Genomic DNA, 25440 nt, shown 5'->3' with positions numbered 1-25440 from the left:
AAGATCAGCCCAAAACCCGGATGGTTGTTTGGGTTCTGACTCTATTATAGGATTGTTTACACAGAATGTACACAATCGCAGCTTCCAAAAATGCGGGTCGAAAACCGTTGCAATTCCGTTACACTGACCACATTTCGACACTTGCCAGCGAAGAATAACCGGTGTATACTATAAAAGTATGTAAAAAAATCCATCAGGCGGCGGGCTGTCTCCCGGCTGACATAGAATAGAAAGGAACGAATGCAATGAAACTTGGTATTGTCGGACTGCCGAACGTCGGCAAGAGCACACTGTTCAATGCCATCACGAACGCCGGTGCGGAATCGGCGAATTATCCGTTTTGTACGATTGACCCGAACGTCGGCATGGTCAGCGTCCCGGACGAGCGTCTGGATAAGCTGACCGAGATGTACCATCCGCCGAAGACCATTCCGGCCGTTGTCGAATTTGTCGACATCGCAGGTCTGGTGCGCGGCGCGTCCAAGGGTGAGGGTCTGGGCAACAAGTTCCTGTCCCACATCCGCGAGGTCGATGCGATTGTGCACGTTGTCCGCTGCTTTGAGAACGAGAACATCGTCCATGTCGAGGGCAGCATTGATCCGGAGCGCGATATCGAGACCATCAACCTTGAGCTGATTCTGTCGGACATGGAGCTGCTTGAGCGCCGCATTGAGCGCTCGAAGAAGCTGGCGAAGGGTGACAAGAAGTATAACGAGGAAATCGAGGTATTCGAGCGCCTGCACGCGCACCTGGAGCAGGGCAAGACTGCCCGCACGTTCCCGGAGTTTGAGGAATATCAGGAGCTGATCTCCACGGTTGACCTGCTGTCGTCCAAGCCGGTCATTTATGCGGCAAATGTCGATGAAAACGGCTTTACCGGCGATGAGGCGGAAAACAGACGTCTGGAAGCGGTTCGCCGTATTGCAGAAGCGGAGGGTTCAATGGTTCTCCCGATCTGCGCGCAGATGGAGCAGGACATTGCCACGCTGGAGGACGATGAGAAGGAGCTGTTCCTGTCCGAGCTGGGTCTGGAGGAATCCGGCCTTGACCGCCTGATCCGTGTCTGCTATGACTTGCTCGGCCTGATGAGCTTCCTGACCGCAGGTCCGAAGGAGGTACGCGCCTGGACGATCAAGAAGGGCACACGCGCACCGCAGGCGGCAGGCAAGATCCACACCGATTTCGAGCGCGGCTTCATCCGCGCGGAAGTGATTTCATATGATGACCTGATGGCGTGCGGCTCGATGGTCGCCGCCAAGGAGAAGGGTCTCGTCCGTTTGGAAGGCAAGGATTATGTCATGCGAGACGGCGATATTGTTGTTTTCCGCTTTAATGTTTAAAAGCCCCGCTGGAGTGTTTTGCCAAAATGTAGAAAAATACATCAAATAATTGCCAAATTGTTTCGGTTTTGTAATTGTATTTTTCCTTGCAATGCACTATGATATTCTTACACGGCTGCATGCAATGCCGTGGAACCGGTATACTGAAACGACATTTCATTTGCTAAGCAGGAGGGCTAAGACTGCATGAAAGAGAATAAACAGTCCGGCGCAGCACCGGAGCAGAATGGCGTGGAGGAATCCACCAAGGGCTTTCCGGTTGTGACCGAACAGGACGAGGCGAATGCCGCGTCATTTGAGATGAAAAAAAGAAACCCGGATGGCAGCTGGGTTGCGGCGACGCCGGTGCATGTGACCGACGGCGGTGCGGAGCCGGCGGCAGAGGAGCAGTCTTCGGCACAGGAGCCGGAAACTGCCGCGGAGGCTGAACCGGCCGAGGCCGTTCCGGAGGAACCGGTGAAGGAACCGGAAAGCGCGGCGCCGGAAGCTGCTGAGCCGGAGGAAGAACCGGAAGACGAACCGGAGGAAGAAGTATCGAAAGAAGGCACACAGCGCAAAAAATCGAAGGGCAAGCGCATCGCGGCGGTAGTTGCCGGTGCGGCCGCGGTTGTCGTGATCGGTTTCAGCGCATATGTGTACAGCTACGGCGGCATTTTCCCGGGTGTCCGCGTTGCGGATTCCTACAAGCTCAGCGGGATGACGCAGGAAGAGGCACAGTCGTACATAGCCGGAGAGGTACAGAACGGCATTTTCGATAAGGAAATCAAGCTGACCGGAAAGGACCTCGGCACGGATTCCGAAAAGGAATACACCATCAAGGTGTCTGACGTTGCGGAAGCAGTCGACGGCGCGACCTCTGCACAGCAGGCGTATCTGATCGGCCGTGAGGGCAATTACTTCCAGCGCGTCGGCACAGTGCTCAACAGCATGTTCAGCGGCTGGGATGTTTCGCTCAATGCAACCGTAAAAGACGGTACGATTGCCGCAAAGGTGGATGAAATTGCCGCAGACCTGACCTATGATCCGGTACAGCCGAGCTGGCAGGTCGATAAGGAAAAGGCCGAGCTTCAGGTTGACACAGGCAAGCAGGGCCTTGGCTTTGACAAGGAAAAGGCAGTCAGCGACCTGACCGCCAAGGTGCAGGCCGTCGATCTGGAGGACTACACCATTGAGACCTATGCAGTCGATCAGGAGAAGCCGGACGCCAAGGCGATTGCCGAGGACGTCAACTGTGATCCGCAGAATGCGACTGTTGACAAGTCGGACGGCAAGACCGTTCTCGAGGCGGTAGACGGCGTCAAGGTGGAAGAAAGTGCAATTTCCTCCGCCATCGGCGATGCGACGGAACAGACCTATACCATTCCGGTTGAGCTGACCGAAGCGAAGATCAAGAAGGCGGATCTTGAGCCGGTGCTGTTCCGCGACACGCTGGCATCTGCAACGACCTATTACAACGGCGGGCAGGCATCACGTACCACCAACCTCCGTCTGGCGGCGAATGCGTGCGACGGCACGATTCTGAACCCGGGCGAGGAATTTTCGTACAACGATATCGTCGGTGAACGCACTGCGGCACGCGGGTACAGATCTGCGATTATCTTCCAGGATGGCCAGGAGGTCGAAGGCCTTGGCGGCGGCGTCTGCCAGCCGTCCTCGACGATCTATATGGCGACTCTGCGCGCGGACCTCGAGGTAACTGAGCGCTACAACCATCAGTTCCAGGTCACCTATACGCCGGTATCTCAGGATGCGGCGGTTGCCTGGGGCAGCAAGGACTTTAAATTTGTCAACGACACGGATTATCCGATCAAGCTCGATATCAGTGTGGGCGGCGGCACGCTGACCGTCCGCATCATCGGCACCAAGACGGTCGACAAGGAGGTTTCGCTGTATGCGAAGACCTATGCGAGCGGCAAGTACAAGCACGCAACGCTGTACAAGACCGTCACGGTCAACGGCGAATCCACCACAAACAAGGAAAACAGCAGCTCGTATCTGCTGAAATAATCTGCGCGGTGTCGCGCCCGGGAGGAAGCATATGGGAAAACAACATGCGGACAATGTATTTGGCAGCAAGCTCGCCGCCAAACAGGACATTGCAGCATCGCTGTGGCCGATTCTGGGCGCGACACTGCTGTATTTGATTCCGGGCGTACTGCTTTCGCTGGTCTTACGAACGGCGTGCTTTGATGCGGATGGCGCGCTGCGCGAGCTGTCTGACATGCGGCTGCTGGCGTATGCGGGGGCGTACCTGCTTGCCACGCTGCTGATTGACAAGCCGCTGTATTTCGGCCTGACACAGTTTTATGCACTGCGGCGCGCAGGTGCCCATCCGGCGGCAGGCATGGTGACCATGTGCCTCGGCTCAGGCAGGCTGTATGCAAAATCCATCCGGCTGACGCTGGTGCTCGCGCTGTTCTCGGCGCTGTGGGCGGTGCCGCTGGCAGCTGTGGCATACGGTGCGGTTTATGCCGTATCTCTGGTGCTGCCCAATTCTCTCGGACTGTTTCTGAGCTGGGAAATTGTCATCGTTGCAGTGTTTCTGTATGCCTGCATGGTGGTGCGGTATCAGTGTGCGTATACACTGCTGGCAGAGCGGAAAGACCTGGGGTGCTGGCGCGCAGTGCGCATGGCGGCGGAAACCTTCCGCGGGCATAAGCGCGAGGTGCTCAGCCTGCTGCTCAGCTTCTGTTTCTGGTTCCTGCTGACACTGATGCTGGGTGGTATTCCGATGATTTATGTTTATCCATATTTCATGCTGTCCGTCTATCATCTGTTTGACCGCATCCGGGGCGTACAGATCCGGGTGGCACCGCCGGAGGCGGATAAAGAATAAAAAAACCGGAACGATTCGGGCACAGCAGGCAAATATTCTGCTGTGTCCGTTATTTTTTTCGGCAAAACGGGGAAATTTTTCAAAATAACTTGATGTTGCGCCCTGTTTTGGTATATCATGAAAAAGAAAGAATTTTGAATGCGAAGGAGAGATTCCATTGGAGAAGAAACCGTTTTATATAACAACCCCGATTTATTATCCATCGGATAATCTGCACATCGGTCACTGCTACTGCACCGTCGCAACCGATACCATGGCGCGCTATAAGCGCTTGCAGGGCTATGATGTCATGTTCCTGACCGGCACGGATGAGCACGGCCAGAAGATCGAGGACAAGGCAAAGGAAGCCGGTGTCACCCCGCAGCAGTTCGTTGACAACATTGTCAGCGGCATCAAGGATCTGTGGAAGCTGATGAACATCTCCAACGACCGCTTTATCCGCACCACGGATGACTACCATGTCGAGGCGGTACAGAAGATTTTTGAACGCCTGAAGAATCAGGGCGATATCTATAAGTCGGTCTACAAGGGCAAGTACTGCAAGCCGTGCGAGTCGTTCTGGACGGAGGCACAGCTGGTGGACGGCAAATGTCCGGACTGCGGCCGTGAGGTCGTCGATGCGGAGGAAGAAGCATATTTCTTCCGTCTGAGCAAGTACGCAGACCGCATCATCAAGCTGTATGAGGAGAATCCGGACTGGCTGGAGCCGGCATCCCGCGCAAACGAGATGCTCAACAACTTCATCAAGCCGGGTCTGGAGGATACCTGCGTATCGCGAACCTCGTTCAGCTGGGGCGTTCCGGTCACATCCGACCCGAAGCATGTCGTTTACGTCTGGATTGATGCGCTGACCAACTATATCACCGCACTGGGCTATGAAAATGACAAGTATCATGATTTCGAGAAGTTCTGGCCGGCAGATGTCCATTTCATCGGCAAGGAAATTGTCCGTTTCCACTCCATCCTGTGGCCGGCAATGCTGATGGCACTTGACCTGCCACTGCCGAAGAAGGTTTACGGTCACGGCTGGCTGCTGCTGGACGGCGGCAAGATGTCCAAGTCGAAGGGCAACGTCGTTGATCCGGTATTCCTGTGCGAGCGCTATGGCGTGGATACTCTGCGCTACTTCCTGATGCGTGAATTCCCGTTCGGTTCCGATGGCGTATTCTCCAACGAAGCGCTCATCAACCGCATCAATTCCGATCTGGCAAACGATCTCGGCAATCTGGTATCGCGCACCGTTTCCATGGTCGAGAAATATTTCGACGGCACGCTTCCGGCAGAGCAGGCAGCAGATGACCTCGACAATGAGATCGTCGCAATGGCATCCGGCCTGCGCGCGCGCTATGAGGAGAAGATGGAAGCCTATGCCTTCCAGGACGGCCTGATTGAGATTTTCAAGGTCATTTCCCGTGCGAACAAGTATATCGATGAGACTGCTCCGTGGGTACTCGCAAAGGATGAGGCAAACCGCCCGCGTCTGGCGCGCGTCATGTACAACCTGCTGGAGACCATCCGAATCTGCGGCGTGCTGCTGACCCCGTTTATGCCGGATTCCGCGGAGAAGATCCGTGCCCAGATCGGTGCTGCCGAGGATGTTTATACCTGGGAGGCTGCCGGTATCTTCGGCAAGCTGCCGGCTGACGTCACTGTCTGCAAGGGCCCGGCACTGTTCCCGCGCATCGACATGAACAAGGAGCTGGAATTCCTCGAGAAGCGTCAGGCAAAGCAGATTAAGGAAGCACAGAAGAACGCCAAGAAGGCGGAAAAGGCAGAAAAGAAGGCGGAGGACAAGCCGGAAGGCGTTGCCATCGGCATTGACGATTTTGCAAAGGTTTCGCTCAAGACGGCAAAGGTTGTCGCCTGCGGGCCGGTCAAGAAGTCGGATAAGCTGCTGTGCCTGCAACTGGAGGTCGGCGAAGAAAAGCGCCAGGTTGTCTCCGGTATCGCACAGTATTACAAGCCGGAAGATATGATCGGCAAGACGGTTGTGCTGGTTGCCAACCTCAAGCCTGCCAAGCTGCGCGGCGTGGAGAGCCAGGGCATGATTCTGGCAGCTGACGCACCGGAAGGCGTCAAGGTGATTTTTGTCGACGGCATCCCGTCCGGCTGCACCATTCGATAACACATGCAATTCAGACAGCGGCTCTGCTCCAGAGCCGCTGTTTTCCTACAGGGAGGGACGCTATGCTGTTTGATACACATGCACATTACGACGACGACTGGTTTGACACCGACCGCGAGGCGCTGCTTGCGTCTATGCCGACGCATAACGTCGGGCTGATTGTCAACCCCGGCTGTACGGTGGAAACATCCGAGACAGCAATCCGTCTGGCGGAGACACATGACTTTATGTATGCCGCTGTCGGCATCCATCCGGAATACAGCATGGGCGTGACACAGGCGGACATCGACCGCATTCGTGAACTGTCCGCTCATCCGAAGGTCAAAGCCATCGGCGAAATCGGGTTGGATTACTATTGGGAAAAGCGTTCGCCGGAGACCACACCGCCGCGCGAGAAGCAGAAGCAGCTGCTGCGCGCACAGCTGGAGCTGGCGCGGGAGGTCGGGCTTCCGGTCATCATCCATGACCGCGACGCACATGAGGACTGCCTGAACATCGTGAAGGAATATGACGACCTGCGCGGCGTGTACCACTGCTATTCCGGCAGTCTGGAGACGGCGCAGGAGATTTTAAAGCTCGGCTGGTATCTTTCATTTACCGGTGTCATCACCTACGGCAAAGCAAAAAAAGCGCGGCATATCATTGAACATTTGCCGATGGATCGTATCATGATCGAGACGGACAGTCCGTATCTGACCCCGGAGCCGGAACGCTTACAGGCAAAGCGCGTGCGCAACAGTTCGCTGTTTGTCCATCGCGTCGCGGAGCGCATCGCGGAATTTCAGGGTCTGACCGTTGAAGAGGTGGAGCGCATCACGACAGAGAATGGCAAACGGTTCTTTGCGATTGACTGAACAGACGAACCGTTCGCCGGTATATTTGTGCAAAAAAGAACTGCCATCCGAATCGGATTTCGGATGGCAGTTTTATAGATTGGGAAAGCTTATTCAGCGATGGCTGCAAAGGCCTGCTTGATGTCGTCCAGAATGTCTTCGACATTTTCCAGACCGACCGACAGGCGGACGAGACCCGGCGTGATGCCGCAGGCAACCAGCTGCTCGTCGGTCAGCTGGCGGTGCGTTGCTGTCGCCGGATGCAGAATGCAGCTGTGGATATCCGCAACATGTACCTCGAGCGATACCAGCTTGAGGCTGTCGATGAACTTCGCCGCGCGGTCGCGTCCGCCCTTGATGGAGAACGAGATGACGCCTGCCGTGCCCTCCGGCAGATACTTTTCTGCGAGTGCATGGTACTTGTCGGATGCGAGACCCGGATAGTTGATAAACTCAACATCCGGCTGCTGCTCCAGATATTCCGCGACGGTCAGGGCGTTCTTGCTGTGCTGACGAATGCGCAGCGGCAGCGTCTGCAAGCCGAGATCGAGCAGGAATGCGCCCATCGGGGTCTGGCAGGTGCCCATGTCGCGCATCAGCTGGACGCGCGCCTTGGTGATATAAGCGGCTTCGCCGAACGCTTCGGTGTAGCGCAGGCCATGATAAGAGGCATCCGGCTCGGTCAGTCCCGGGAACTTGCCGGAAGCGCCCCAGTCGAACTTGCCGCTGTCAACGATGACGCCGCCCATCTGTACGGCATGGCCGTCCATGTACTTGGTGGTGGAGTGTACGATGATATCCGCGCCGAAGTCAAACGGACGGCACAGGATCGGCGTTGCAAAGGTATTGTCCACAATCAGCGGAATGCCATTGCTGTGGGCAAGCTGTGCCATCTTTTCAATGTCGAGCACAGTCAGTGCCGGGTTTGCAATCGTCTCACCGAAAACAGCCTTTGTGTTCGGCTGGACGAGCGCCTGAAGCTCCTCAAGCGATGCGTCCTCGTCGATAAAGGTGACCTCAATGCCCAGCTTCTTGAGCGTGACGCCGAACAGGTTGAACGTGCCGCCGTAAATGGCAGAGGAGCAGAGAATGTGGTCGCCGGCCTGCGCGATGTTCAGAATGGAGAGCATCGAAGCGGCCTGACCGGACGAGGTGCACAGTGCACCGACGCCGCCCTCAAGTGCGGCAATTTTCTTTTCCACGGCGTCGACTGTCGGATTGCCCAGTCGGGTATAGAAGGCGTCACCTGCCGTCAGATCAAACAGCGCGCCGACATGCTCGGTGGAATCGAACGTAAAGGTCGTGGACTGGTAAACCGGCAGTGCGCGTGCGCCGCCGTTGCCCGGCTCATAGCCGGCATGGATACAAGCGGTTTCTGGTCTCATGGAGAAAAACCATCCTTTCCTGTTATTTGAAAACGTTTGCACATTGTTTTTATTTTATAACGGTAACATATGTCGGAAACTGTGTCAAGCGTTGGCACATCCGTACTTGCCATAGATGGTGGAAAACGATATAATAAAACCGAAACAGAAACAAAAATCGGAGGGAATCCACGTATGGATCAGCAGAAAATCAGCCGCATCAATGCGCTCGCCAGAAAATCCAAGGCAGAGGGCCTGACCCCGGAGGAAAAAGCGGAGCAGAAGCAGCTGCGGGACGAATATATTGCAGAATACCGTGCCAATCTCAAGGCGCAGCTGGACAACACCGTTATTGTAGACGAAAATGGCAACAAGCGGAAGCTGAAGCAGAAAAAGCCGTACAACGGGCTGCGGCATTGACGATGGAACAGGTGGAATTTGACCTGCCTGCATCGATCCGCATGGCGCTGGACAGGCTGGAAGCGGCGGGATATCCGTCGTATGTGGTCGGCGGCGCCGTGCGCGACCAGCTGGCGGGAAAGCAGCCGCACGATTATGATGTGTGCACGGCGGCGCGGCCGGAGCAGGTGGAGCAGCTGTTTGCAGACCAGACGGTGATTGAAACAGGGCTCAAGCATGGCACTGTGACCGTCCTTTTGGACGGCATGCCGGTCGAGATCACGACCTTCCGCACGGAGGGCGCGTATTCCGACGGCAGGCGTCCGGACAGTGTGTCGTTTGTGGATGACATTGAACGGGATCTTGCGCGGCGGGATTTTACCATCAATGCGATGGCGTGGAGTCCGGTGCGCGGCCTGTGTGACCCGTTCGGCGGACAGGCGGATTTGCAGCGTCGGTGTATCCGCTGTGTTGGCGATCCGGACACGCGCCTGAAAGAGGATGCGCTGCGCATCCTGCGCGCGCTGCGGTTTGCGGCTCAGCGGGGGTTTGTCGTCGAGCCGGTTACAGCTGCGGCGCTGCACCGCAACCGGGAACGGCTGGCACAGGTCTCCGCCGAGCGCATCACCGCCGAGCTGCTGCAATTGCTGTGCGGCGCGCATGTCGGCGCAGTGCTGATGGAATTTTCTGACATTATCGCGCAGATTTTGCCGGAAATTCAGCCGATGATCGGGTTTGACCAACACAATGCATATCATAAATATACGGTGTGGGAGCATTCCGTGCGCGCGGTGGAGGGCATCCGCCCTGACCCGCTGCTGCGTCTGGCAGCGCTGCTGCATGACGTCGGCAAGCCAGACACATTCAGCCGCGATGAGCGCGGCGTCGGGCATTTTTACGGACATCCCGCCCGCTCGCGCGAGTTGGCGGAACAGATGGTGCAGCGCCTGCGTCTGCCGGTACAGATGGAACGGCAGCTGTTGTATCTGGTGCGGCATCATGACACGCCGCTTGGAAGCAACACGCGCCATGTGCGGCGCAAGCTGGCAGTGCACGGAGAAGAGACCTTCCGCGCGCTGCTCGCCATCAAAAAGGCGGATGGCATCGGACAGGGAACGACGCCGCAGAATCTGACGGAACTGCTGGAAACAGAACGGTTGTTAGAGCAGGTGCTCACAGAGGACAGCTGCCTGACGCGCCGCGATCTTGCGGTGAACGGGAACGACCTGATTGCATGGGGTGCCCGCGGGCGCGCGGTGGGGTATTACCTGTCCGCTATGCTCAATCGCGTGCTGGATGACCCGTCATGCAACACACGTGAACGGCTGCATGCGGTTTATGATGGACTGCGGGCACAGGAGAGCTATGTCGAGCTGACCGTCAACGGCATGAGTGCGCGCTGCTGTGTCAGGCAGGTTCGGCAGCTGCTGGCAGGCATTCCCGATATTACACGGACGGATATCACGCTGGACAGCGGACGCATTGTCGTATACGGCCGGCATTTGCCGCTGGAGCAGATCCGCGAGGTTCTGGCAGCGGCCGGATATGAGGTGGCAATATGAGCTTGGATTACAGACAGATTTTTATTGACCAGTACAAGGCAAATATCACGCGGCGCGGCGCAGACCGCCTGCTTGAATGGCTGCTGAGCACGGACTTTTTCACCGCGCCCGCATCCACGCGTTTCCATGCCGCCTACGAGGGCGGATTGGTGGAGCACAGCCTGAATGTCTACCGCATCATGATGAAGAAGCACTTTGTCGAAGGGGAGGACGACCCGGAGAGCGCTGCGATCTGCACGCTGCTGCACGACATCTGCAAGGCAGGGTTTTATGAGGTCTCGTTCCGCAACCGAAAAAATGATGCGGGAGTATGGGAAAAGGTGCCGTATTATACGATCAACGACAAATTTCCGTATGGACACGGTGAAAAATCCGTGTTTCTGATTGAGCGTTTTATGCGCCTGAAAAATGAAGAGGCAGTTGCGATCCGCTGGCACATGGGAGGCTTTGACGACGCGGCGAAATCCGGTTCATTTGCCATCGCGCATGCGTATGAGAACTATCCGCTTGCGGTCAAGCTGCACCTGTCCGATCTCGAGGCAACCTATCTGTGCGAGAACCGCAATCCGGAGGAGGAAGAGTCATGAAAGCGAAGAAATTTACCCTGAAAACCCCGCGAGAGGGCTTTTTGAACATCACGCAGAGCGTGCGTGAGACCATCCGCGAGAGCGGCGCAAAAAGCGGTGTTGTCGTCGTCTGGTGCGCGCACACAACGGCAGGCATCACAATCAACGAAAATGCCGACCCGGATGTTGTGCGCGACATGCTGCTCGGACTGGACAGGGCATATCCGGATCGCCCGGAGTTCCGCCATGCGGAGGGCAATTCCGCGGCACACCTCAAATGCTCTGCGATGGGCGTGTCCAAGACCATCCCGTTCGAGGACGGCAATATGCTGCTCGGTATTTGGCAGGGCATCTATTTTTGTGAGTTCGACGGACCGCGCACCAGAAATTATTACGTAAAGGTCATCGAGGGATAAACAGATTAAGACGAAAACGGCAGCAGCGAACTCGCTGCTGCCTTATGTTGTCTCACCGGATAGGAGAGCGTTATTTCCCAAGCTGATGCTCCCGGACATAATAGAAAAAATACTGCTGGTACACGCCCGCGAACGGGCTGTCGATGAATTGCTTCATGTCGCCGCTGTAAGATGCGGCGGCTTTTTTCATCCAGGTATCCACCGGAAATGCGTCCAGCCTGTGCAGGCCGAACAGCAGGAAGCAGTCTGCAACCTTTCGTCCCACCCCGCGCAGCTGCATGATGTACCGGCGGGCATCTTCCGTCGGCAGACCGCGCAGCGTGTCGAAGGAAAGTGCACCGGATCCGATCGCCTGCGCGGCGGCAATCAGATATGGGGCACGGTAGCCTGCGCGCAGCGGCGCAAGGTCATCCGGTGACAGGTCTGCCAGCGCGTCCGGAGTCGGAAACGCATGCAGCGTCTGCCCCGCGAACGAAATCGGCTGGCCCCAGCCCGTGCACAGCCGCTGGACGATCGCCGCGATGCGCGGAATGTTATTGCACTGTGAGATCAGGAATGTGCACAGCGCCTCCCATGGCTCCTGGTTCAGGATGCGGATCCCTGCGCCGAATTCCGCCGCTGCTGCCGTAAATTCGTCTACCGCAAATGACTGGCAGATGGATGCATAATCCGTATCGCAGTCGAAATAGCCGCGCCACAGTGCGTCAAACTGCGCGCGCGTGCCGGTGATGCACAGCGCGCCGCCGTCATCCCAGACACGGGCTGCCCTGCCGCGTACCACGCCGCGCCAACTGCCGTCTGCCTGCTCCTGCCAGCGGAAGCACTGCCCGCAGGTAAACGTCTGCCGCGCGGAAAACCGGCTGTCACTGCGGATTTCGATGTAGGTTTCGTGTTCGGTGATCTGCATGATGGAACCTCCTGTTTTGTGCCAAGTATAGCATAGATTTGGGCGCGGACACAAGAAAAACACATGGGTTTGTGTAGTTTGCCGTAGGATATGGCGGAAAACTGTGCTATAATAAGACACCAACAGTATGCGAGGGGTGAACCAGTGAACGGGGAGCAAAACCGGAATGATTCCGGCTGGGTGTGTCTGGAAGAAAAGACGGCAGGCACGCCCGCAACAAAAAAACGGCGGATCTCTGCGCCGAAAAAACAGAAAAAGCTGCGCCGAGGCAGGCGGAAAGCGCGGAACAAACGCCACATCCTGCGCGGGACGGCAATAACCCTTGCGGGACTCGCCGCGCTGTACTGCGTGCTTGTATTCTCACATATCCCGTTGATCGAGAAGTGGCGCACGATTTATATCGAGACTGCAATGGGCACGATGAACCACCAGTGGCTGGCGACGATGTTCCTGCCGCAGTCGGTCATTGACGATGTTATGAGCGGACGCATGACGATTGAACTCCGGCAGGAAGAGTATAACAGCAGCTGGGACACCGGAACGGACACCTCATTCGATGACACGGGCGAAGAAGCGGTCGATACCTGGGATGATATCCGCGAGCAGTTCTCTGAGGCATATGCGGAAATTGACCAGAAGTCGTTCTGGGCATATATGGCAGCACATAAGAAGAGCGATGTGCTGGATGAAGACGGCTATCTGATGATCGACCAGGCGGATTATGACGAAGAGGAGACCGGGATTCAGACAATATATGGCGACCCGGTGTGTGCCATTGATACGCGCAACGGCATTGTGATTGTCGGACTGAAGGGCGACGGCTATTCCGGCCGCATGGCGATTGTCAAAAATCCCGGGCAGGTACGGCTTGCTGTGTCGGATACGCTGGGCAGCTCGGGCAGCTATCTGAAGCAGATCTGTCGCAGCACCAATGCCGTGCTCGGCATCAATGCGAGCGGTTTTTCTGACCCGGAAGGTACAGGCAACGGCGGCGATGTGTTTGGCATGGTTGTTTCCGGCGGGCGCACGGTGATTGACACGCTGGATACAAAGATGAAGGTCATCGGCATGGACAGCGGCAATCGGTTGAATATTTCCAGTACGTTGCCACGCGGCACGCGTGATGCCATGCAGTTCAGTCCGGCACTGATCGTCAACGGGAAACAACTCATCAGCGGTTCTTCCGGCTGGGGCTTGCAGCCGCGCTCGGTCATCGGGCAGACGAAGGACGGTCAGATGCTGCTGACCGTGATCGACGGGCGGCAGCCGGGATATTCCATCGGCATTACACTGGGCGATCTGACCGATATTCTGTATCAGTACGGCGCGTATCAGGCGTGCAATCTGGACGGCGGTTCGTCCGCTGTCATGTATTACCGCGGGCGCAACATCACGCGTTCTTCGGCGGTTACGCCGGACAAGGGGCGACACATTCCGAATGCATGGATTGTTGACGCAAATTGAACATCGGGCGATCAGGCAGCCTCTCGCGTTTGCGGGGGGCTGTTTTGTGTCATGTGCGCGAGGATGACGCGACGCAGCGGCAGGAAGATGCCTGCGGCGGCGAGGTTGCACGCGAGATGTACCCATGCAATTGCCGCGCTGTCGGCGGGGATGCTCAGCCATGCAGGGCATATCTGCCGGATGATGAGCAGCAGAGGGAATACGGCTGCTGCGCCGATGACATTGAACAGCAGGTGCAGCAGGGCGGTCTGTCGGGCGGCGCGTCCGGCGCGCAGGCTGGCGAGCAGAGCGGTGACGCAGGTGCCGATGTTCTGTCCCAGAATGACCGGCACAACGCTGCCGAGCGAGAGCATGCCGGAGGAGGAGATGGTTTGCAGCAGCGCGATACAGGCGGACGAGCTTTGCAGGATGGCTGTGATGATTGTGCCCGCGAGAAGCCCCGACAGCGGGGAAGCGCACTGCGCGAGCAGACGCGCAAACAGCGGGGAATCGGAGAGCGGTGCGAGCGCATCCTGCATGTGCGCCATGCCGGTCAGGAGTGCAGCCAGTCCTGCGCCGATGGACAGAATCGGAGGACAATGCCTGCGCAGCAGGACGGGGAGCAGCACAGCGAGCGCAAGCAGCGGCTCGATGCCGTGGAATACGCCCATCCATCCGGCATGCAGCCCGATGTGGATGAAAAATGCGGTGGTACAGGTGCCGATGTTGGCACCCGCAATCAGGCCGGCGGCCTGCTCCGGCGTCAGCGCCCCACCCGCGGCGAGCCCGACGAGGACAACCGTCACGGCGGAAGAACTCTGCACCAGTGCGGTGACCGCTGCGCCGAGAGCCGTGGCGTGCCAAACCGAGGGCGCTGCCTGCATGAGGCAATGCCGCAGGCGGTCGCGCGACAGCGCGCCCAGCCCTGTGCACAGCAGCTCCATACCAAACAGGAAGACGGCGACCGCCCCGGCGAGCGCCAGCAGATGAAACCGTTCCATCTTTCCCACCTCCTGGAAAAATTTTACACTGCCAACCGGATTCGCGCGTGCTCGCGGACAATCCATGGCATGCTTATGGATAGAGTAAGGCAGCGCTGTTGCATCGGGAACAGTGTTGCCTTCCGCATCTTTGAAATATTTATGATGCAGGAGGTGAAAAATACGGCAAATACTGTTATACTGGTATCATCCGGTACAATCTCCGGCAGGCGGAGCCGACAGGTCGCGCAGAGTGAGCTGTATGCGCGTTCACTCGCGCGCTTTGGCGGCATTATGCTGCTGGACGGCGGCTTTGGCAGCGTGGAAACGCTGGCAGACCGTGCGGATGCGCTGCTGCTGTCCGGCGGTGGGGACATCCATCCGTCGTATTATGGGAGGCATATGACGGGCAAGGACGCGAGTGTAGACCAGAGGCGCGATGAGCGCGAATGGGAGCTGCTGCGGCAGTTCTGTGCGCGCAAAAAGCCGGTGTTCGGCATCTGCCGCGGGCTTCAGGTCATCGATGTCTTTTTCGGCGGGACACTGTTTCAGCACCTCGCCACCGCCTATGTGCATGAAAATACAATCCATACCGTCATCACATCGGAGGATGGCTGGCTGCGCCCGCTGCTCGGTGAGACCGTGCCGGTCAACAGCTATCATCATCAGGCGATCCGCACGCTCGGTGCGGGGCTGCATGTCTCGGCGGTCAGCGATGCGGACGGCGTGATTGAGGCGGTCGCGCACGATACGCTCCCGGTGCGGGCGGTACAGTGGCACCCGGAGCGCATGGTCGATGGTCTGTGCCGTGATACCGATGCGGAAATGGGGCCGCTGTTTGCGGACTTTCTGGCATGCATTCCGCAGGACGGTACAGGATGAAAGGAACATAGAACAACATGGAACAGCAAATTCGTCAGATCAATCTGGAGGACGGCATGCCAACCGTCCAGCAGGCGCTCGCGCGGCTGCAACTGGAGGTACGGCTTGCCCGGAGGCAGGGCGTATGGGTGCTCAAAATCATCCATGGCTTCGGCTCAACCGGCAATGGCGGAAAGATCCGCGTGGCTGTGCGCCGGGAGCTGCCGGTCCTACAGCGCCGGGGACAGATTCGGTTTTTCGTTCCCGGAGAGAAGCTGACGATATTTGAGGAAGATACACGCAGGCTGCTGCAAATCTGCCCTGCTTTTCGCAGGGACCGCGACATTGACCGGCACAACAACGGCATTACAGTCGTCGTGCTGAGAGACAGGAAAGGATGAAGAAAACATGTTGAATCGGGCAAAGGAACAGAAGACAGACATCATCGAGCATCTGCGCGGCGGTGAGGGAACTGTCATCCGCAAGACGCTGCTTGCGCCGGGGGATTCCTTCGGCAAGTTTAAGATGTGCGCCGTGCTGACGCTGGAGCCGGGATGCACCATCGGCGAGCATGCGCATATGCCGGATGCGGAGTTCTGCTGGCTGCTGGAGGGCGAGCTGGTCATTGCGGACGGCGGTGCCGAGCACACCGTGTATCCGGGTGACGCCTGGATCTGCGGCGGCGGTGATTCGCATTACACAAAGAACTGTTCGGACAAAAACGCAGTCTTTCTGGCGATTGTCACAGAGTAAACTGCGCGGCGCGGGAGCATTCCCGCGCCGCTTTTTCGCGCATGAAAAAACCGGCTCGGACATGTCCGAACCGGTTTGCTGTTTCTGTGATTATTTTACAAGATATACATCTGCATACTTGACGCCGTACTGGTTGGCGATTTTGTTGTTGGCAACGAAGATGTCGATGCGCTTGCCCTTGATGGCGCCGCCGCGATCCTCGACCGTGTAGGTGCCCCAGCCTTCAATGTAAACCTTGGAGTACATCGGGAGGATGGAGGTGTCAGCCGCAATGGTGTGGTTGACGCGCGGGGTTCTGCCGGAAGCCGTGGTGGAATCGCCTGCGTAGAACGTCAGCTTGTAGTTGCCCATGTAGGTTTTGCTGCCGGTGCTCGAGGTCGAAGCGCTCGGCTTCTTGGAAGCGTTGGTGGTGGTGCTGCCGCCGCTGGTCAGGTACTTATTGTAGACATAACCGGTCTTGCCGTTTGCGGTGACCTTGGTCCAGTTGCCGGAAGAGCCGGTCTTGGCGACGACCTGTCCCTTCTTGAGGACGGTGACGACTTTATAGCCGTTGCCCGCACCTGCGCGCACATTGACGCTGGTCGTTGCGGTAACGTTAGCAGCCAGAGCGCCTGCGGTGACGCTGGCCGTGAGCACGATGCCGGTGACGGCAACCATGATGCATTTCTTTAATTTCTGAAACATATGTAACTCCTTTTCAATCGGGGATGTGGTGAACACTCGGTATCAATTTGTTACGGTGATGTAACTGAACTGTAACCTATCTTACAGGACAGAGGCGGATTTGTCAAACCAAAATTGGAGATTTTCGAGAATTTCAGAGACCTTGCACAAGAAAAAACACAATAAATTGGCACATTTGGCGAAAAAACCGGCGATTTTGCCGAAAAAATAACAGCCCCCTGCGCGCCCGGAATTGTAACCAAAGCGTGCGGGGAGCTGTAACTGTTTTGTAATTTTAGCCGGATGGCACGGCGGTCAGCCGAACACGGTGCGGGCCGCATCGACGGATGCTTTTGCATCGCGGCAGTAAAAATCCGCGCCGATAGAGGCGGCATAGTCGGGGGTCAGCACGGCACCGCCGACCATAATTTTACCGGTATAGCCGCGGTCGCGCAGCAGCGAAATCGTGTCCGACATCGCGCCGAGCGTTGTGGTCATCAGCGCACTCAGACCGACCAGACGGACATCCTGCTCCAGCGCACAGTCCACCACAGTCTCCGGCGGCACATCGCGGCCGAGGTCGAGAATCTGGTAACCGTAGTTCTCCATGACGACCTTGACGATGTTTTTGCCGATGTCGTGGATATCGCCCTTGACGGTCGCAAGGATAACCTTGTCCGCTTTCGGCGTTTCGCCGCCCTGCTGTGCCATGTGCTGGCGCACGACCTCGAAGCCGGCCTTTGCACATTCGGCGGAGCGGATGAGCTGCGGCAGGAACAGCTTGTTCTGTTCAAACAGGTCGCCGACGGTGTCGAGCGCAGGAATCAGGTACTTTGCGACGACGTCGAGAGGGTCGTTGGTTTCCAGCAGCGTGCGTGTTGCGGCGGCGCAGTCGTCGCCGAGCCCCTTGAGGATGGCGGTCTGTACGTCGGGCGCATTGGAAGCGGCGGCCTTGGGCGCCGCGGGCACTTCCGCGGGGGCGCTGTAGGTTTCAATATAGTGTACGCTGCCCGGGTCGCGCTGGTGCAGCAGATTGTGCACATCGACCGCCTCCATCATCTCCGGGATGTTCGGATTGATGATCGGGAAGTCAAGACCGTTTTCCAGCGCGATGGCGAGAAAATGCGAATTGACCTTGACGCGCTGCGGCAGGCCGAACGAAATATTGGACACGCCGAGGCAGGTTTTGACCCCCAGCTCCTGCTTGACGGTGCGCAGGGCAGACAGCGTGTTCATCGCGCCGGCAGGCTCTGCGGAAACGGTCAGCGTCAGGCAGTCGATGGCAATGCGCTCCGGCCCGATGCCATATTCCGCCGCGCGCGCGACAATTTTGCGCGCAATGGCAACGCGGCCTTCTGCCGTGGGCGGAATGCCATTTTCATCCAGCGTCAGGCCGACAACCATTGTACCGTATTTTGCGACAAGCGGCAGGATGGCATTCAGGCTTGCATCCTCGCCGTTGACCGAGTTAATCATGGGCGTGCCGTTATAACGGCGCAGGGCAGGCTCCAGAACCTCCGGATTGTTGGAATCGAGCTGGAGCGGAAGGTCAATACAGCTTTGCAGCTCTTCGATGACCTCGAGCATCATCTCGCGCTCGTCGATGCCGGGCAGGCCGACATTGACATCGAGCACATGCGCGCCCGCGTCCGCCTGTTCAATGCCCTGCTCCACGATATAGTCGATGTCGTGTTCCTGGAGCGCCTGCTTAAAGCGCTTTTTGCCGGTCGGATTGATGCGCTCACCGATGACACATACGCCATCTACCGGGACATAGCGCGTGCCGGAGCACAGCGCGGAGAGATGCTTTGCCTCCGGCGCATGGAATGCCGCCTCGTTCAGTACGGCGCGAATGCGGCGGATATAGTCCGGCGTGGTGCCGCAGCAGCCGCCGAAAATGGTGAAGCCGAGGGCGAGATATTTTGGAACATACTGTGCAAACTGTTCCGGTGTGATGTCGTACGACAGAGTGCCGGACGCAGCGTCGGGCAGTCCTGCATTCGGCTTGATAATCAGCGGGACGGACGCGACCGCGGCGAGCCGTTCGGCAATCGGAAGAATTTCCTTCGGGCCGAGAGAACAGTTGATGCCGATCGCGCTTACACCGAGTCCCTGGAGCGTCAGCGCAGCTGCCTCCGGCGGCACGCCGAGGAAGGTGCGCCCGGAGGCCTCAAATGTCATCGTTGTGAACACCGGCAGATCGCAGATTTCACGCGCGGCGAGCACGGCGGCCTTTGTTTCCAGCAGGTCGGTCATGGTTTCAATATAAATCGCATCCACGCCGCAGGCTGCACCACAGCGCACCTGCCGGGCGAAGATCGCATAGGCGTCGTCGAAGTTCAGCGTACCGGTCGGGGCAAGCAGCTCACCGATGGGGCCGATGTCCAGCGCGACATATTTCGCGCCGGAGGCACGCGCGTTGGCAACGGCGGCGGTGATGATTTCCTCTACGGTGTGGCCGCAGCCTGCGGTTTTCTTTTCGTTTGCACCAAAGGTGCACGTGATGACCATGTCCGAGCCGGCCTCGACGTACTGGCGTTGGATTGACGTGATGACCTCCGGATGATTCAGGTTCATCAACTCAGGCAGCGAGCCGGCAGGCATGCCGGCTTCCATAAGCATAGTACCCATGCCGCCGTCCAGTACGAGAAAATCGGATAAAATATGGGAATTAAGCTCCACAGTGGGTTCCTCTCTTTCTATAGGGACAGTCTGCGGACAGGCGGCAGGTGCCGCAGCCGCGCGCGCGCCCGGAAACCGGGTGCGCGGAAATGCCGAGCAGAGCGGTGACCGACTTGCCCGGCGTCAGAAGATTGGACGGCGTCGCGGAAAGCCCGATGCGGCGCGGTGCATCGCACAGCGCGAGCAAATCGCGCTGGAGATCAATCGGCAGGTCGCCGTAGCCGGGGGAAAAACGCCCGGTGACAAAATAGCCGTCCTGCCCGAACTGCATGCGGATTTCGTCCTCCGCCGCATCGCACACCTTCTCGATGGCATCGCCTGCCGCTGCGTCCAGCGCGAGCGCGTCCAGCATGCTGCGATGCCCGGTGCGCCGGATCTCGCGGTCAACCGCTGCGCCCAGCGTGGCGCACAGCACCGCCATGCGGTCACAGCCATCCAGATGGCGGCGGATGTCATTGCCGGACAGCGGCAGCGCGTCCGGTGTGCAGACGATCCATTTCCAGCGCGGCTGAGCGATTTCCACAATGCGATCCATTGCCCGCTGAGCGGTTTCCACGATGTCCGCGTCGCCGCCGGCATGTCCCATGTAGCGCAGCACTTCTGCGCGGTCGAGTGTCAGGTTCATGCCTTATTAGACGCCTCCAGCACCTTGCGGATGCGGGTATAGATGAGATGCGCGACACGCGGATTATTCATGGTATACAGATGGATGCCGTCGACACCGCTGGCGATCAGGTCGATAATCTGGTCAACGGCATAGGCGATACCTGCGTCGAACAGTGCTTCCGGGTCATTTTCATAGCGGGAGACCATGTGCGCAAACTTGCGCGGCAGGCTCGCGCCGCAGGTGGAGACCATGCGTTCAATCTGCGCCTTGTTGATGACCGGCATAATGCCCGCTTCAATCGGCACGTTGATGCCTGCCAGCTTTGCGCGATCCTGGAAGGCGTAAAAATCGTTGTTGTCAAAGAACAGCTGGGAGATCAGATGCGTTGCTCCCGCATCGACCTTGGGGCGCGTGTTGGTGACGTCGGAAATCACATCCTCCGACTCCGGATGCCCCTCCGGGTAGCAGGCGCCGCAGATATCAAAGCCGCCGAAGTCCGCGATGAATTTTGTCAGGTCACTGGCATATTTGAAGTCGCCGGGGATCGGCAGATCCGGGTGCAGATCGCCGCGCAGGGCGAGCACGTTTTCAATGCCGTTTTCGCGCAGCTCGGTGAGGATGTCGGTTGCCTGCTGGCGCGTCGTGTGGATGGCGGTCAGATGGGCGAGCGGCTCGATGTGATAGATATTTTTGAGGTCGGAGGCGATTTTTGCCGTCAGGCTGCCTGTGCCCGTGCCGCCTGCGCCGTAGGTGACGCTGATGAAGTCCGGGTTGAGGTCGCTCAGACGCTCAATGGTGTCATAAATTGTGTCGATCTTGCTCGTTTTTTTCGGCGGAAACACTTCGAGTGAAAAAACGGTTTTTTTGGTCTGAAATATATCTGAAATTTTCATCAGGCAAACTCCTATACTTTAGTAGAATATGTCTTAGTATACCGCATGCGGCGGAAAAAAGCAAAACAGATTGCAGAATTGTGCAAAAAAACCTGAAACAAACTGCGAAAACCATGCAAGTGTCGAAAAAAGTCGTGCAAAACAGAAATTTTTCGTGCCTGTTTTCCTGTGGAAGATGCACAGGTGGGTGTACAATTGTGCAAAAGTGTGGTATACTATGATAAAGTTTTTGATGTTTGGCCGCCGAATTGAGGATTTTTGCGGCGTTCGGATAGATTTGAAACCAATTTTTTTTGACAAATACTGCACGGCGGAAGCGTGCAGCAGTGCTTTTCCGGTCAACCCGCCGGAGAGCCTGTTTGCTGTGCCTGCTTCAGAGGCAATGTGTGCTTCCGGCCTGTGCTTCATGCAAAGGAAAGTGATACGCATATTATGAAAGAAAAACTGAAGATTATCCCGTTAGGCGGACTCAATGAGATCGGCAAGAACATGACGGTTGTAGAGTACGGGCAGGACATTTTTGTTATCGACTGCGGCCTTGCATTTCCGGATAATGAAATGCTCGGCGTTGACCTCGTCATCCCGGATATCACCTACCTCCGCCGCCACAGGAACAAGGTGCGCGGCATTGTCATCACCCATGGCCATGAGGACCATATCGGCGCGCTGCCGTATGTGCTCAAGGAGCTGAATGTGCCGGTTTACTGCACGCGCCTTGTCGCGGGCATCCTGAATTCCAAGTTCGAGGAGCACCGCATGCTCGGCAAGGTCAAGATCAACTGCGTCAAGGCGGGCGACCACATCAAGCTGGGCTGCTTCAACATCGAACTGATTCACACCAACCACTCGATTGCGGATTCCGTCGCGCTGGCAGTCCGGACGCCGCTCGGCACGATCATCCACACCGGCGACTTCAAGATCGACGCGACGCCGGTTTCCGGCGAAATGATCGACCTGACGCGCTTCGGCGAGCTGGGCAAGGAAGGCGTGCTGGCACTGATGAGCGACTCCACCAACGTCGAGCGCTCGGGCTATACGCCGAGTGAGCTGGAAGTCGGAAAGACGTTTGAGGCGCAGTTCAAGGGCTGCGACCAGCGCATTATCATTGCCACCTTCGCCTCCAATATCTACCGCGTACAGCAGGTGCTCGATGCCGCCGCACACCACGGGCGCAAGGTCGCCATCTGCGGCCGCAGCATGGAGAACATCGCGCGCGTTGCGATGGAGCTCGGATACCTGACTGCACCGAAGAATGTGCTCATTGACATTGCGGACATCAACCGTTACCCCAAGAGCAAGGTCGTTGTCGTGTGCACCGGCTCACAGGGCGAGGCAATGAGCGCACTGTACCGCATGGCATTTTCCGGCCACAAGCAGGTGGAAATCGGCGCGGGCGACAAGATCATTATCTCCGCTTCCGCCATTCCGGGCAACGAGAAGTCGGTCACCAAGATGATTAACGAGCTGAGCAAAAAGGGCGCGGATGTCGTCTATGACCGCTCCGCGATCATCCACGTATCCGGTCACGCCTGCTGTGAGGAGCTCAAGCTGATGCTGTCCCTGGTCAAGCCGAAGTACTTTATCCCGGTGCACGGCGAATACCGCATGCTGCGCCGCCACGGTGAGCTGGCGGTACAGACCGGCGTCAATCCGCGCCATGTTATCATTGCGGATATCGGCCGCCCGGTTGAAATTACCGCGAAGACCGCACGCCTTGCCAATCCGGTTCCATCCGGTAAGGTACTGGTCGACGGCTTCGGTATCGGCGATGTCGGCACAGCAGTGCTGCGCGACAGAAAGCATCTGTCGGAGGACGGCCTGCTGGTTGTCGTTGTCACGCTGGACAGCGAAAGCGGCATTGTGATCGCGGGTCCGGATATCGTCTCCCGCGGCTTTATCTACGTCAAGGAAGCAGAGGATCTCATGGAAGAGCTGCGGCGCATTTCTCAGCGCGCACTCGATCGCTGTATCGATGAGCAGATTCGCGACTGGACAACCATCAAAGCAAACGTCAAAAACGACCTGTCGGAATTCCTCTACCGCAAGACAAAGCGCAGCCCGATGATCCTCCCGGTCATTATGGAAATCTGATTGCTGCGCCAATCGTGCAACAAATTTAGTTCTGACACCTATCCGAATCAGGAAACCGCAGATCCGCAGCATTTCGCGGATGGCAAATAAAAGAAAGGCTCCCGCCGATGTCTGACATCGGGCGGGAGCCTTTTGCTGTGTACGTGGATTATGCCTCCGGCTGCTGCGGGAGGTTTTTGATGTATTCGCAGATGCTCAGACCGGCAATTGCGCCGTCGGAGACTGCCTTAGCGATCTGGAGCACGCCGCCGATGCAGTCGCCTGCGGCAAACAGGCCGGGTACATTGGACTGATAATTGCGGTCGACCTGGATGCTGCCGCCGTTCATGATGACACCCATGCGTGCGGCAAAATCAGCCGCCGCCGCGATGCCCTGCGCGAGGAATGCGCCGTCAATCGGATGGTCGCCGCCCGTCGTGCGGATGCCGGCGAGCATGCCGTTTTCGCCGTAAAATTCCACAATCGGCTCGGTGACAATCGGCAGATCCTTCGGGAAACGGTCGGTTGTGATGGTCGCGCCGTTGGTGAACAGGCGCAGGTTGTTTGTCAGCGGACGCAGGTGGCTCAGCTCTGCGACCGCATGGTCGCCGCTGCCGATGACCGCGAGTGCGCGGTTGCGCATCAGGAAGCCGTCACACTGGGCACACTGGCTGACGCCTGCGCCGAGGAACTGCTCCACGCCCGGAATTTCCGGCACGTGGCGCTGCCGGCCGGTTGCAAGCAGTACGCTGTGACCCGACAGGACGCGGCCGGAGGCGGTGCTGACGCGGAAATCTTCCGTTTCCCGGATGGAAACGACCTCATCACTGATGACTTCAATGCCCAGCCGCTCGACCTGCGCGAGGCCGCGGCGGAACAGCTCGTCGCCGCTGATCGGTGCTTCCAGTCCGAAATAGTTTTCAATGCGGTGGCTCTGACCGAGCGCGCCGGAATCGCGTCCGATTACCACCGGAGTAAAACCGGCGCGGCGGACATACAGGGCAGCGGAAAGCCCGGCAGGGCCTTTGCCGACGATAATACAGTCTTTCATCATTGCTGTAAGTTCTCCTTTAATGTGCGGGGGGAATGCAGGCTTACTGTGCCTGCCCGGGCAGGCGGATGCTGATCTCGCCTGCCAGCATGGTGGAGCGCTGTCCATCCTGTTCGATGACAAGATGGCCGCTGGGATCGATGGCGACAGCAGTCGCCGGTGTTTTTTCGCCGTTCCGGATGACCGTGATCGGCTGGCCGAGAAAATGGATAAACGAACGGTAACGGTCAATGAGTGCCGCTGTGTCGCCGGATGCAATCAGCCGGTAGCACGCTTCCATGTGGTTGAAAAACGATGCGGCGAGCGAATTGCGCCGCACAGCATGCGGGGCAAAATCCTCCAGACAGCCGGCGATATCGCGGATCTGCTCCGGCAGCCCGCCTTCCGGCGTGCGGACATTGATGCCGACGCCGACAATGGCATAGGAGAGCTGTCCGGTTTCTGCCTCGACGGATGCTTCCGTCAGAATGCCGCACAGCTTTTTACCGTGCATCAGCACATCGTTGACCCATTTGATATCCGGCGTGAAGTTTGCGGTTTCCGCAATCGCTTCACTCAGCGCTACGGCCGCGGCGACCGTAATCATGTTGATGCGTTCGAGCGGCAGCGTCGGATGCAGCAGGATACTGATATAGATACCGCTGCCGGAGGGGGACAGGAACGAACGTCCGCGGCGTCCGCGCCCTGCGGTCTGGCAGTCGGCGATGACGGCATAGCCGTCCGGCAGCTCCGCTGCGCGCTGCTTGAGATATGTGTTTGTAGAATCGACTGTGGACAGCACGCACAGATTGCGCGCCAGTACGTCAGTTTTCAGCTCCATGACAATGCCGGCTTCTGAGAGCGTGTCACTCGTTTCCGCGAGGCGGTAGCCCTCTCCGGATACCGACTCGATGGGGAAGCCCATCTCACGCAGCGCTGCAATGGCTTTCCAGATTGCTGTGCGCGATACGCCCAGCTCACGGGACAGTGTACCGCCGGACACAAGCTGCCCGCGGTTTTGCTCCAACGTGCGCAATACATCATCACGAACCATAGGATCACCCTTTCTTTCCCATTTTTGGTGCGAATCTATTGTAATACAGATTTGAA

The 25440-nt window shown here is 57.7% G+C and carries 22 protein-coding genes and 1 pseudogene; 14 read left to right on the top strand and 9 right to left on the bottom strand.

Annotation, left to right across the window (positions count from 1 at the left end; all coding sequences use genetic code 11):
• Positions 1 to 245 precede the first annotated feature (245 nt).
• From ychF to ACLM7Z_RS01460, 5 genes and pseudogenes are all read left to right on the top strand, one after another.
• On the top strand, positions 246 to 1340 hold the full coding sequence (gene ychF / locus ACLM7Z_RS01480) for a redox-regulated ATPase YchF (RefSeq protein WP_087022222.1): 1095 nt from the start codon (positions 246 to 248) through the stop codon (positions 1338 to 1340).
• 186 nt (positions 1341 to 1526) lie between these two features.
• Entirely contained in the window at positions 1527 to 3347 is a 1821-nt protein-coding gene (locus ACLM7Z_RS01475; protein ID WP_435645486.1) for a VanW family protein, read from the top strand.
• 31 nt (positions 3348 to 3378) lie between these two features.
• Positions 3379 to 4176, top strand: coding sequence for a DUF975 family protein (locus ACLM7Z_RS01470; RefSeq protein WP_087022228.1), 798 nt, complete (start codon positions 3379 to 3381; stop codon positions 4174 to 4176).
• A gap of 145 nt (positions 4177 to 4321) precedes the next feature.
• A pseudogene (metG, locus tag ACLM7Z_RS01465) lies at positions 4322 to 6301 on the top strand (methionine--tRNA ligase); the annotation flags it as partial.
• Positions 6302 to 6363: 62 nt separating this feature from the next.
• Positions 6364 to 7155 carry a TatD family hydrolase gene (locus ACLM7Z_RS01460; RefSeq protein ID WP_435645485.1) on the top strand — a complete coding sequence of 264 codons (792 nt, stop codon included), beginning with the start codon at positions 6364 to 6366 and terminating at the stop codon, positions 7153 to 7155.
• Between the two features lie 89 nt (positions 7156 to 7244).
• Here ACLM7Z_RS01460 and ACLM7Z_RS01455 read toward each other — a convergent pair whose 3' ends face one another.
• Positions 7245 to 8519 carry an O-acetylhomoserine aminocarboxypropyltransferase/cysteine synthase family protein gene (locus ACLM7Z_RS01455; protein ID WP_087022238.1) on the bottom strand — a complete coding sequence of 425 codons (1275 nt, stop codon included), beginning with the start codon at positions 8517 to 8519 and terminating at the stop codon, positions 7245 to 7247.
• Positions 8520 to 8693: 174 nt separating this feature from the next.
• On the opposite strand from ACLM7Z_RS01455, the gene ACLM7Z_RS01450 reads away from it, so the two are divergent.
• From ACLM7Z_RS01450 to ACLM7Z_RS01435, 4 genes are read left to right on the top strand one after another with little or no spacing between them, the layout of a single operon-like run.
• On the top strand, positions 8694 to 8918 hold the full coding sequence (locus ACLM7Z_RS01450) for a DUF896 domain-containing protein (protein ID WP_087022241.1): 225 nt from the start codon (positions 8694 to 8696) through the stop codon (positions 8916 to 8918).
• A gap of 2 nt (positions 8919 to 8920) precedes the next feature.
• Positions 8921 to 10459: an HD domain-containing protein gene (locus ACLM7Z_RS01445; protein WP_087022780.1), complete on the top strand. Its 1539-nt coding sequence runs from the start codon at positions 8921 to 8923 to the stop codon at positions 10457 to 10459.
• A gap of 2 nt (positions 10460 to 10461) precedes the next feature.
• Positions 10462 to 11046: an HD domain-containing protein gene (locus tag ACLM7Z_RS01440; RefSeq protein ID WP_087022256.1), complete on the top strand. Its 585-nt coding sequence runs from the start codon at positions 10462 to 10464 to the stop codon at positions 11044 to 11046.
• Positions 11043 to 11441, top strand: coding sequence for a secondary thiamine-phosphate synthase enzyme YjbQ (locus ACLM7Z_RS01435; protein ID WP_087022247.1), 399 nt, complete (start codon positions 11043 to 11045; stop codon positions 11439 to 11441). The genes ACLM7Z_RS01440 and ACLM7Z_RS01435 overlap by 4 nt, the downstream gene beginning before the upstream one ends.
• A 70-nt stretch (positions 11442 to 11511) precedes the next feature.
• On the opposite strand, the gene ACLM7Z_RS01430 is transcribed toward ACLM7Z_RS01435, so the two are convergent.
• Positions 11512 to 12348 carry a DNA glycosylase gene (locus ACLM7Z_RS01430; protein WP_273350178.1) on the bottom strand — a complete coding sequence of 279 codons (837 nt, stop codon included), beginning with the start codon at positions 12346 to 12348 and terminating at the stop codon, positions 11512 to 11514.
• A 144-nt stretch (positions 12349 to 12492) separates the two neighbouring features.
• On the opposite strand from ACLM7Z_RS01430, the gene ACLM7Z_RS01425 reads away from it, so the two are divergent.
• Positions 12493 to 13812, top strand: coding sequence for a phosphodiester glycosidase family protein (locus ACLM7Z_RS01425; RefSeq protein ID WP_435645484.1), 1320 nt, complete (start codon positions 12493 to 12495; stop codon positions 13810 to 13812).
• 11 nt (positions 13813 to 13823) lie between these two features.
• Here ACLM7Z_RS01425 and ACLM7Z_RS01420 read toward each other — a convergent pair whose 3' ends face one another.
• Positions 13824 to 14792 (bottom strand): Na/Pi cotransporter family protein, encoded by a 969-nt coding sequence (locus ACLM7Z_RS01420; RefSeq protein ID WP_165761200.1) that lies wholly within the window; start codon positions 14790 to 14792, stop codon positions 13824 to 13826.
• Positions 14793 to 14945: 153 nt separating this feature from the next.
• Between ACLM7Z_RS01420 and ACLM7Z_RS01415 the strand changes: the two genes are divergently transcribed.
• From ACLM7Z_RS01415 to ACLM7Z_RS01405, 3 genes are read left to right on the top strand one after another with little or no spacing between them, the layout of a single operon-like run.
• The gene (locus ACLM7Z_RS01415) at positions 14946 to 15653 is read left to right on the top strand and encodes a gamma-glutamyl-gamma-aminobutyrate hydrolase family protein (RefSeq protein WP_165761147.1); all 708 of its coding nucleotides are present in this window, start codon (positions 14946 to 14948) and stop codon (positions 15651 to 15653) included.
• 17 nt (positions 15654 to 15670) lie between these two features.
• Positions 15671 to 16033, top strand: coding sequence for a Smr/MutS family protein (locus ACLM7Z_RS01410; protein ID WP_087021266.1), 363 nt, complete (start codon positions 15671 to 15673; stop codon positions 16031 to 16033).
• Between the two features lie 7 nt (positions 16034 to 16040).
• Entirely contained in the window at positions 16041 to 16385 is a 345-nt protein-coding gene (locus ACLM7Z_RS01405; RefSeq protein ID WP_087021264.1) for a cupin domain-containing protein, read from the top strand.
• 90 nt (positions 16386 to 16475) lie between these two features.
• Here the strand turns inward: ACLM7Z_RS01405 and ACLM7Z_RS01400 are convergent, their stop codons facing one another.
• From ACLM7Z_RS01400 to metF, 4 genes are all read right to left on the bottom strand, one after another.
• Entirely contained in the window at positions 16476 to 17069 is a 594-nt protein-coding gene (locus ACLM7Z_RS01400) for an SH3 domain-containing protein (protein WP_273350184.1), read from the bottom strand.
• Positions 17070 to 17363: 294 nt separating this feature from the next.
• Entirely contained in the window at positions 17364 to 19730 is a 2367-nt protein-coding gene (locus ACLM7Z_RS01395) for a homocysteine S-methyltransferase family protein (protein ID WP_435645483.1), read from the bottom strand.
• Positions 19720 to 20355 carry a methionine synthase gene (locus tag ACLM7Z_RS01390; RefSeq protein WP_435645482.1) on the bottom strand — a complete coding sequence of 212 codons (636 nt, stop codon included), beginning with the start codon at positions 20353 to 20355 and terminating at the stop codon, positions 19720 to 19722. The genes ACLM7Z_RS01395 and ACLM7Z_RS01390 overlap by 11 nt, the downstream gene beginning before the upstream one ends.
• Positions 20352 to 21230, bottom strand: a complete 879-nt coding sequence (gene metF / locus ACLM7Z_RS01385; RefSeq protein ID WP_087021255.1) for a methylenetetrahydrofolate reductase [NAD(P)H] — start codon at positions 21228 to 21230, stop codon at positions 20352 to 20354. Before metF ends, ACLM7Z_RS01390 begins: the two co-directional genes overlap by 4 nt.
• Positions 21231 to 21662: 432 nt before the next feature.
• Between metF and ACLM7Z_RS01380 the strand changes: the two genes are divergently transcribed.
• Entirely contained in the window at positions 21663 to 23321 is a 1659-nt protein-coding gene (locus tag ACLM7Z_RS01380; protein ID WP_087021249.1) for a ribonuclease J, read from the top strand.
• A gap of 148 nt (positions 23322 to 23469) precedes the next feature.
• On the opposite strand, the gene ACLM7Z_RS01375 is transcribed toward ACLM7Z_RS01380, so the two are convergent.
• Together ACLM7Z_RS01375 and ACLM7Z_RS01370 are read right to left on the bottom strand one after the other, a co-directional pair.
• A complete protein-coding gene (locus ACLM7Z_RS01375) occupies positions 23470 to 24354 on the bottom strand; it encodes an NAD(P)/FAD-dependent oxidoreductase (RefSeq protein ID WP_165761146.1) in 885 nt (294 codons plus the stop codon).
• 40 nt (positions 24355 to 24394) lie between these two features.
• A complete protein-coding gene (locus ACLM7Z_RS01370; RefSeq protein WP_273350190.1) occupies positions 24395 to 25384 on the bottom strand; it encodes a biotin--[acetyl-CoA-carboxylase] ligase in 990 nt (329 codons plus the stop codon).
• Between the last annotated feature and the right edge of the window lie 56 nt (positions 25385 to 25440).

This window comes from Butyricicoccus porcorum, assembly GCF_051246315.1.
Classification (GTDB): Bacteria; Bacillota; Clostridia; order Oscillospirales; family Butyricicoccaceae; genus Butyricicoccus_A; species Butyricicoccus_A porcorum.
This window is presented reverse-complemented; position numbering and strand designations above follow the sequence as displayed.

What these genes read in the sequence shown, in the direction of transcription:
- ychF (WP_087022222.1), top strand. Translation starts at nt 246, where the DNA reads ATGAAACTTGGTATTGTCGGACTGCCGAACGTCGGCAAGAGCACACTG.
- ACLM7Z_RS01475 (WP_435645486.1), top strand. Translation starts at nt 1,527, where the DNA reads ATGAAAGAGAATAAACAGTCCGGCGCAGCACCGGAGCAGAATGGCGTG.
- ACLM7Z_RS01470 (WP_087022228.1), top strand. Translation starts at nt 3,379, where the DNA reads ATGGGAAAACAACATGCGGACAATGTATTTGGCAGCAAGCTCGCCGCC.
- ACLM7Z_RS01460 (WP_435645485.1), top strand. Translation starts at nt 6,364, where the DNA reads ATGCTGTTTGATACACATGCACATTACGACGACGACTGGTTTGACACC.
- ACLM7Z_RS01455 (WP_087022238.1), bottom strand. Translation starts at nt 8,519, where the DNA reads ATGAGACCAGAAACCGCTTGTATCCATGCCGGCTATGAGCCGGGCAAC.
- ACLM7Z_RS01450 (WP_087022241.1), top strand. Translation starts at nt 8,694, where the DNA reads ATGGATCAGCAGAAAATCAGCCGCATCAATGCGCTCGCCAGAAAATCC.
- ACLM7Z_RS01445 (WP_087022780.1), top strand. Translation starts at nt 8,921, where the DNA reads ATGGAACAGGTGGAATTTGACCTGCCTGCATCGATCCGCATGGCGCTG.
- ACLM7Z_RS01435 (WP_087022247.1), top strand. Translation starts at nt 11,043, where the DNA reads ATGAAAGCGAAGAAATTTACCCTGAAAACCCCGCGAGAGGGCTTTTTG.
- ACLM7Z_RS01430 (WP_273350178.1), bottom strand. Translation starts at nt 12,348, where the DNA reads ATGCAGATCACCGAACACGAAACCTACATCGAAATCCGCAGTGACAGC.
- ACLM7Z_RS01420 (WP_165761200.1), bottom strand. Translation starts at nt 14,792, where the DNA reads ATGGAACGGTTTCATCTGCTGGCGCTCGCCGGGGCGGTCGCCGTCTTC.
- ACLM7Z_RS01410 (WP_087021266.1), top strand. Translation starts at nt 15,671, where the DNA reads ATGGAACAGCAAATTCGTCAGATCAATCTGGAGGACGGCATGCCAACC.
- ACLM7Z_RS01405 (WP_087021264.1), top strand. Translation starts at nt 16,041, where the DNA reads ATGTTGAATCGGGCAAAGGAACAGAAGACAGACATCATCGAGCATCTG.
- ACLM7Z_RS01400 (WP_273350184.1), bottom strand. Translation starts at nt 17,069, where the DNA reads ATGTTTCAGAAATTAAAGAAATGCATCATGGTTGCCGTCACCGGCATC.
- ACLM7Z_RS01390 (WP_435645482.1), bottom strand. Translation starts at nt 20,355, where the DNA reads ATGAACCTGACACTCGACCGCGCAGAAGTGCTGCGCTACATGGGACAT.
- metF (WP_087021255.1), bottom strand. Translation starts at nt 21,230, where the DNA reads ATGAAAATTTCAGATATATTTCAGACCAAAAAAACCGTTTTTTCACTC.
- ACLM7Z_RS01380 (WP_087021249.1), top strand. Translation starts at nt 21,663, where the DNA reads ATGAAAGAAAAACTGAAGATTATCCCGTTAGGCGGACTCAATGAGATC.
- ACLM7Z_RS01375 (WP_165761146.1), bottom strand. Translation starts at nt 24,354, where the DNA reads ATGATGAAAGACTGTATTATCGTCGGCAAAGGCCCTGCCGGGCTTTCC.
- ACLM7Z_RS01370 (WP_273350190.1), bottom strand. Translation starts at nt 25,384, where the DNA reads ATGGTTCGTGATGATGTATTGCGCACGTTGGAGCAAAACCGCGGGCAG.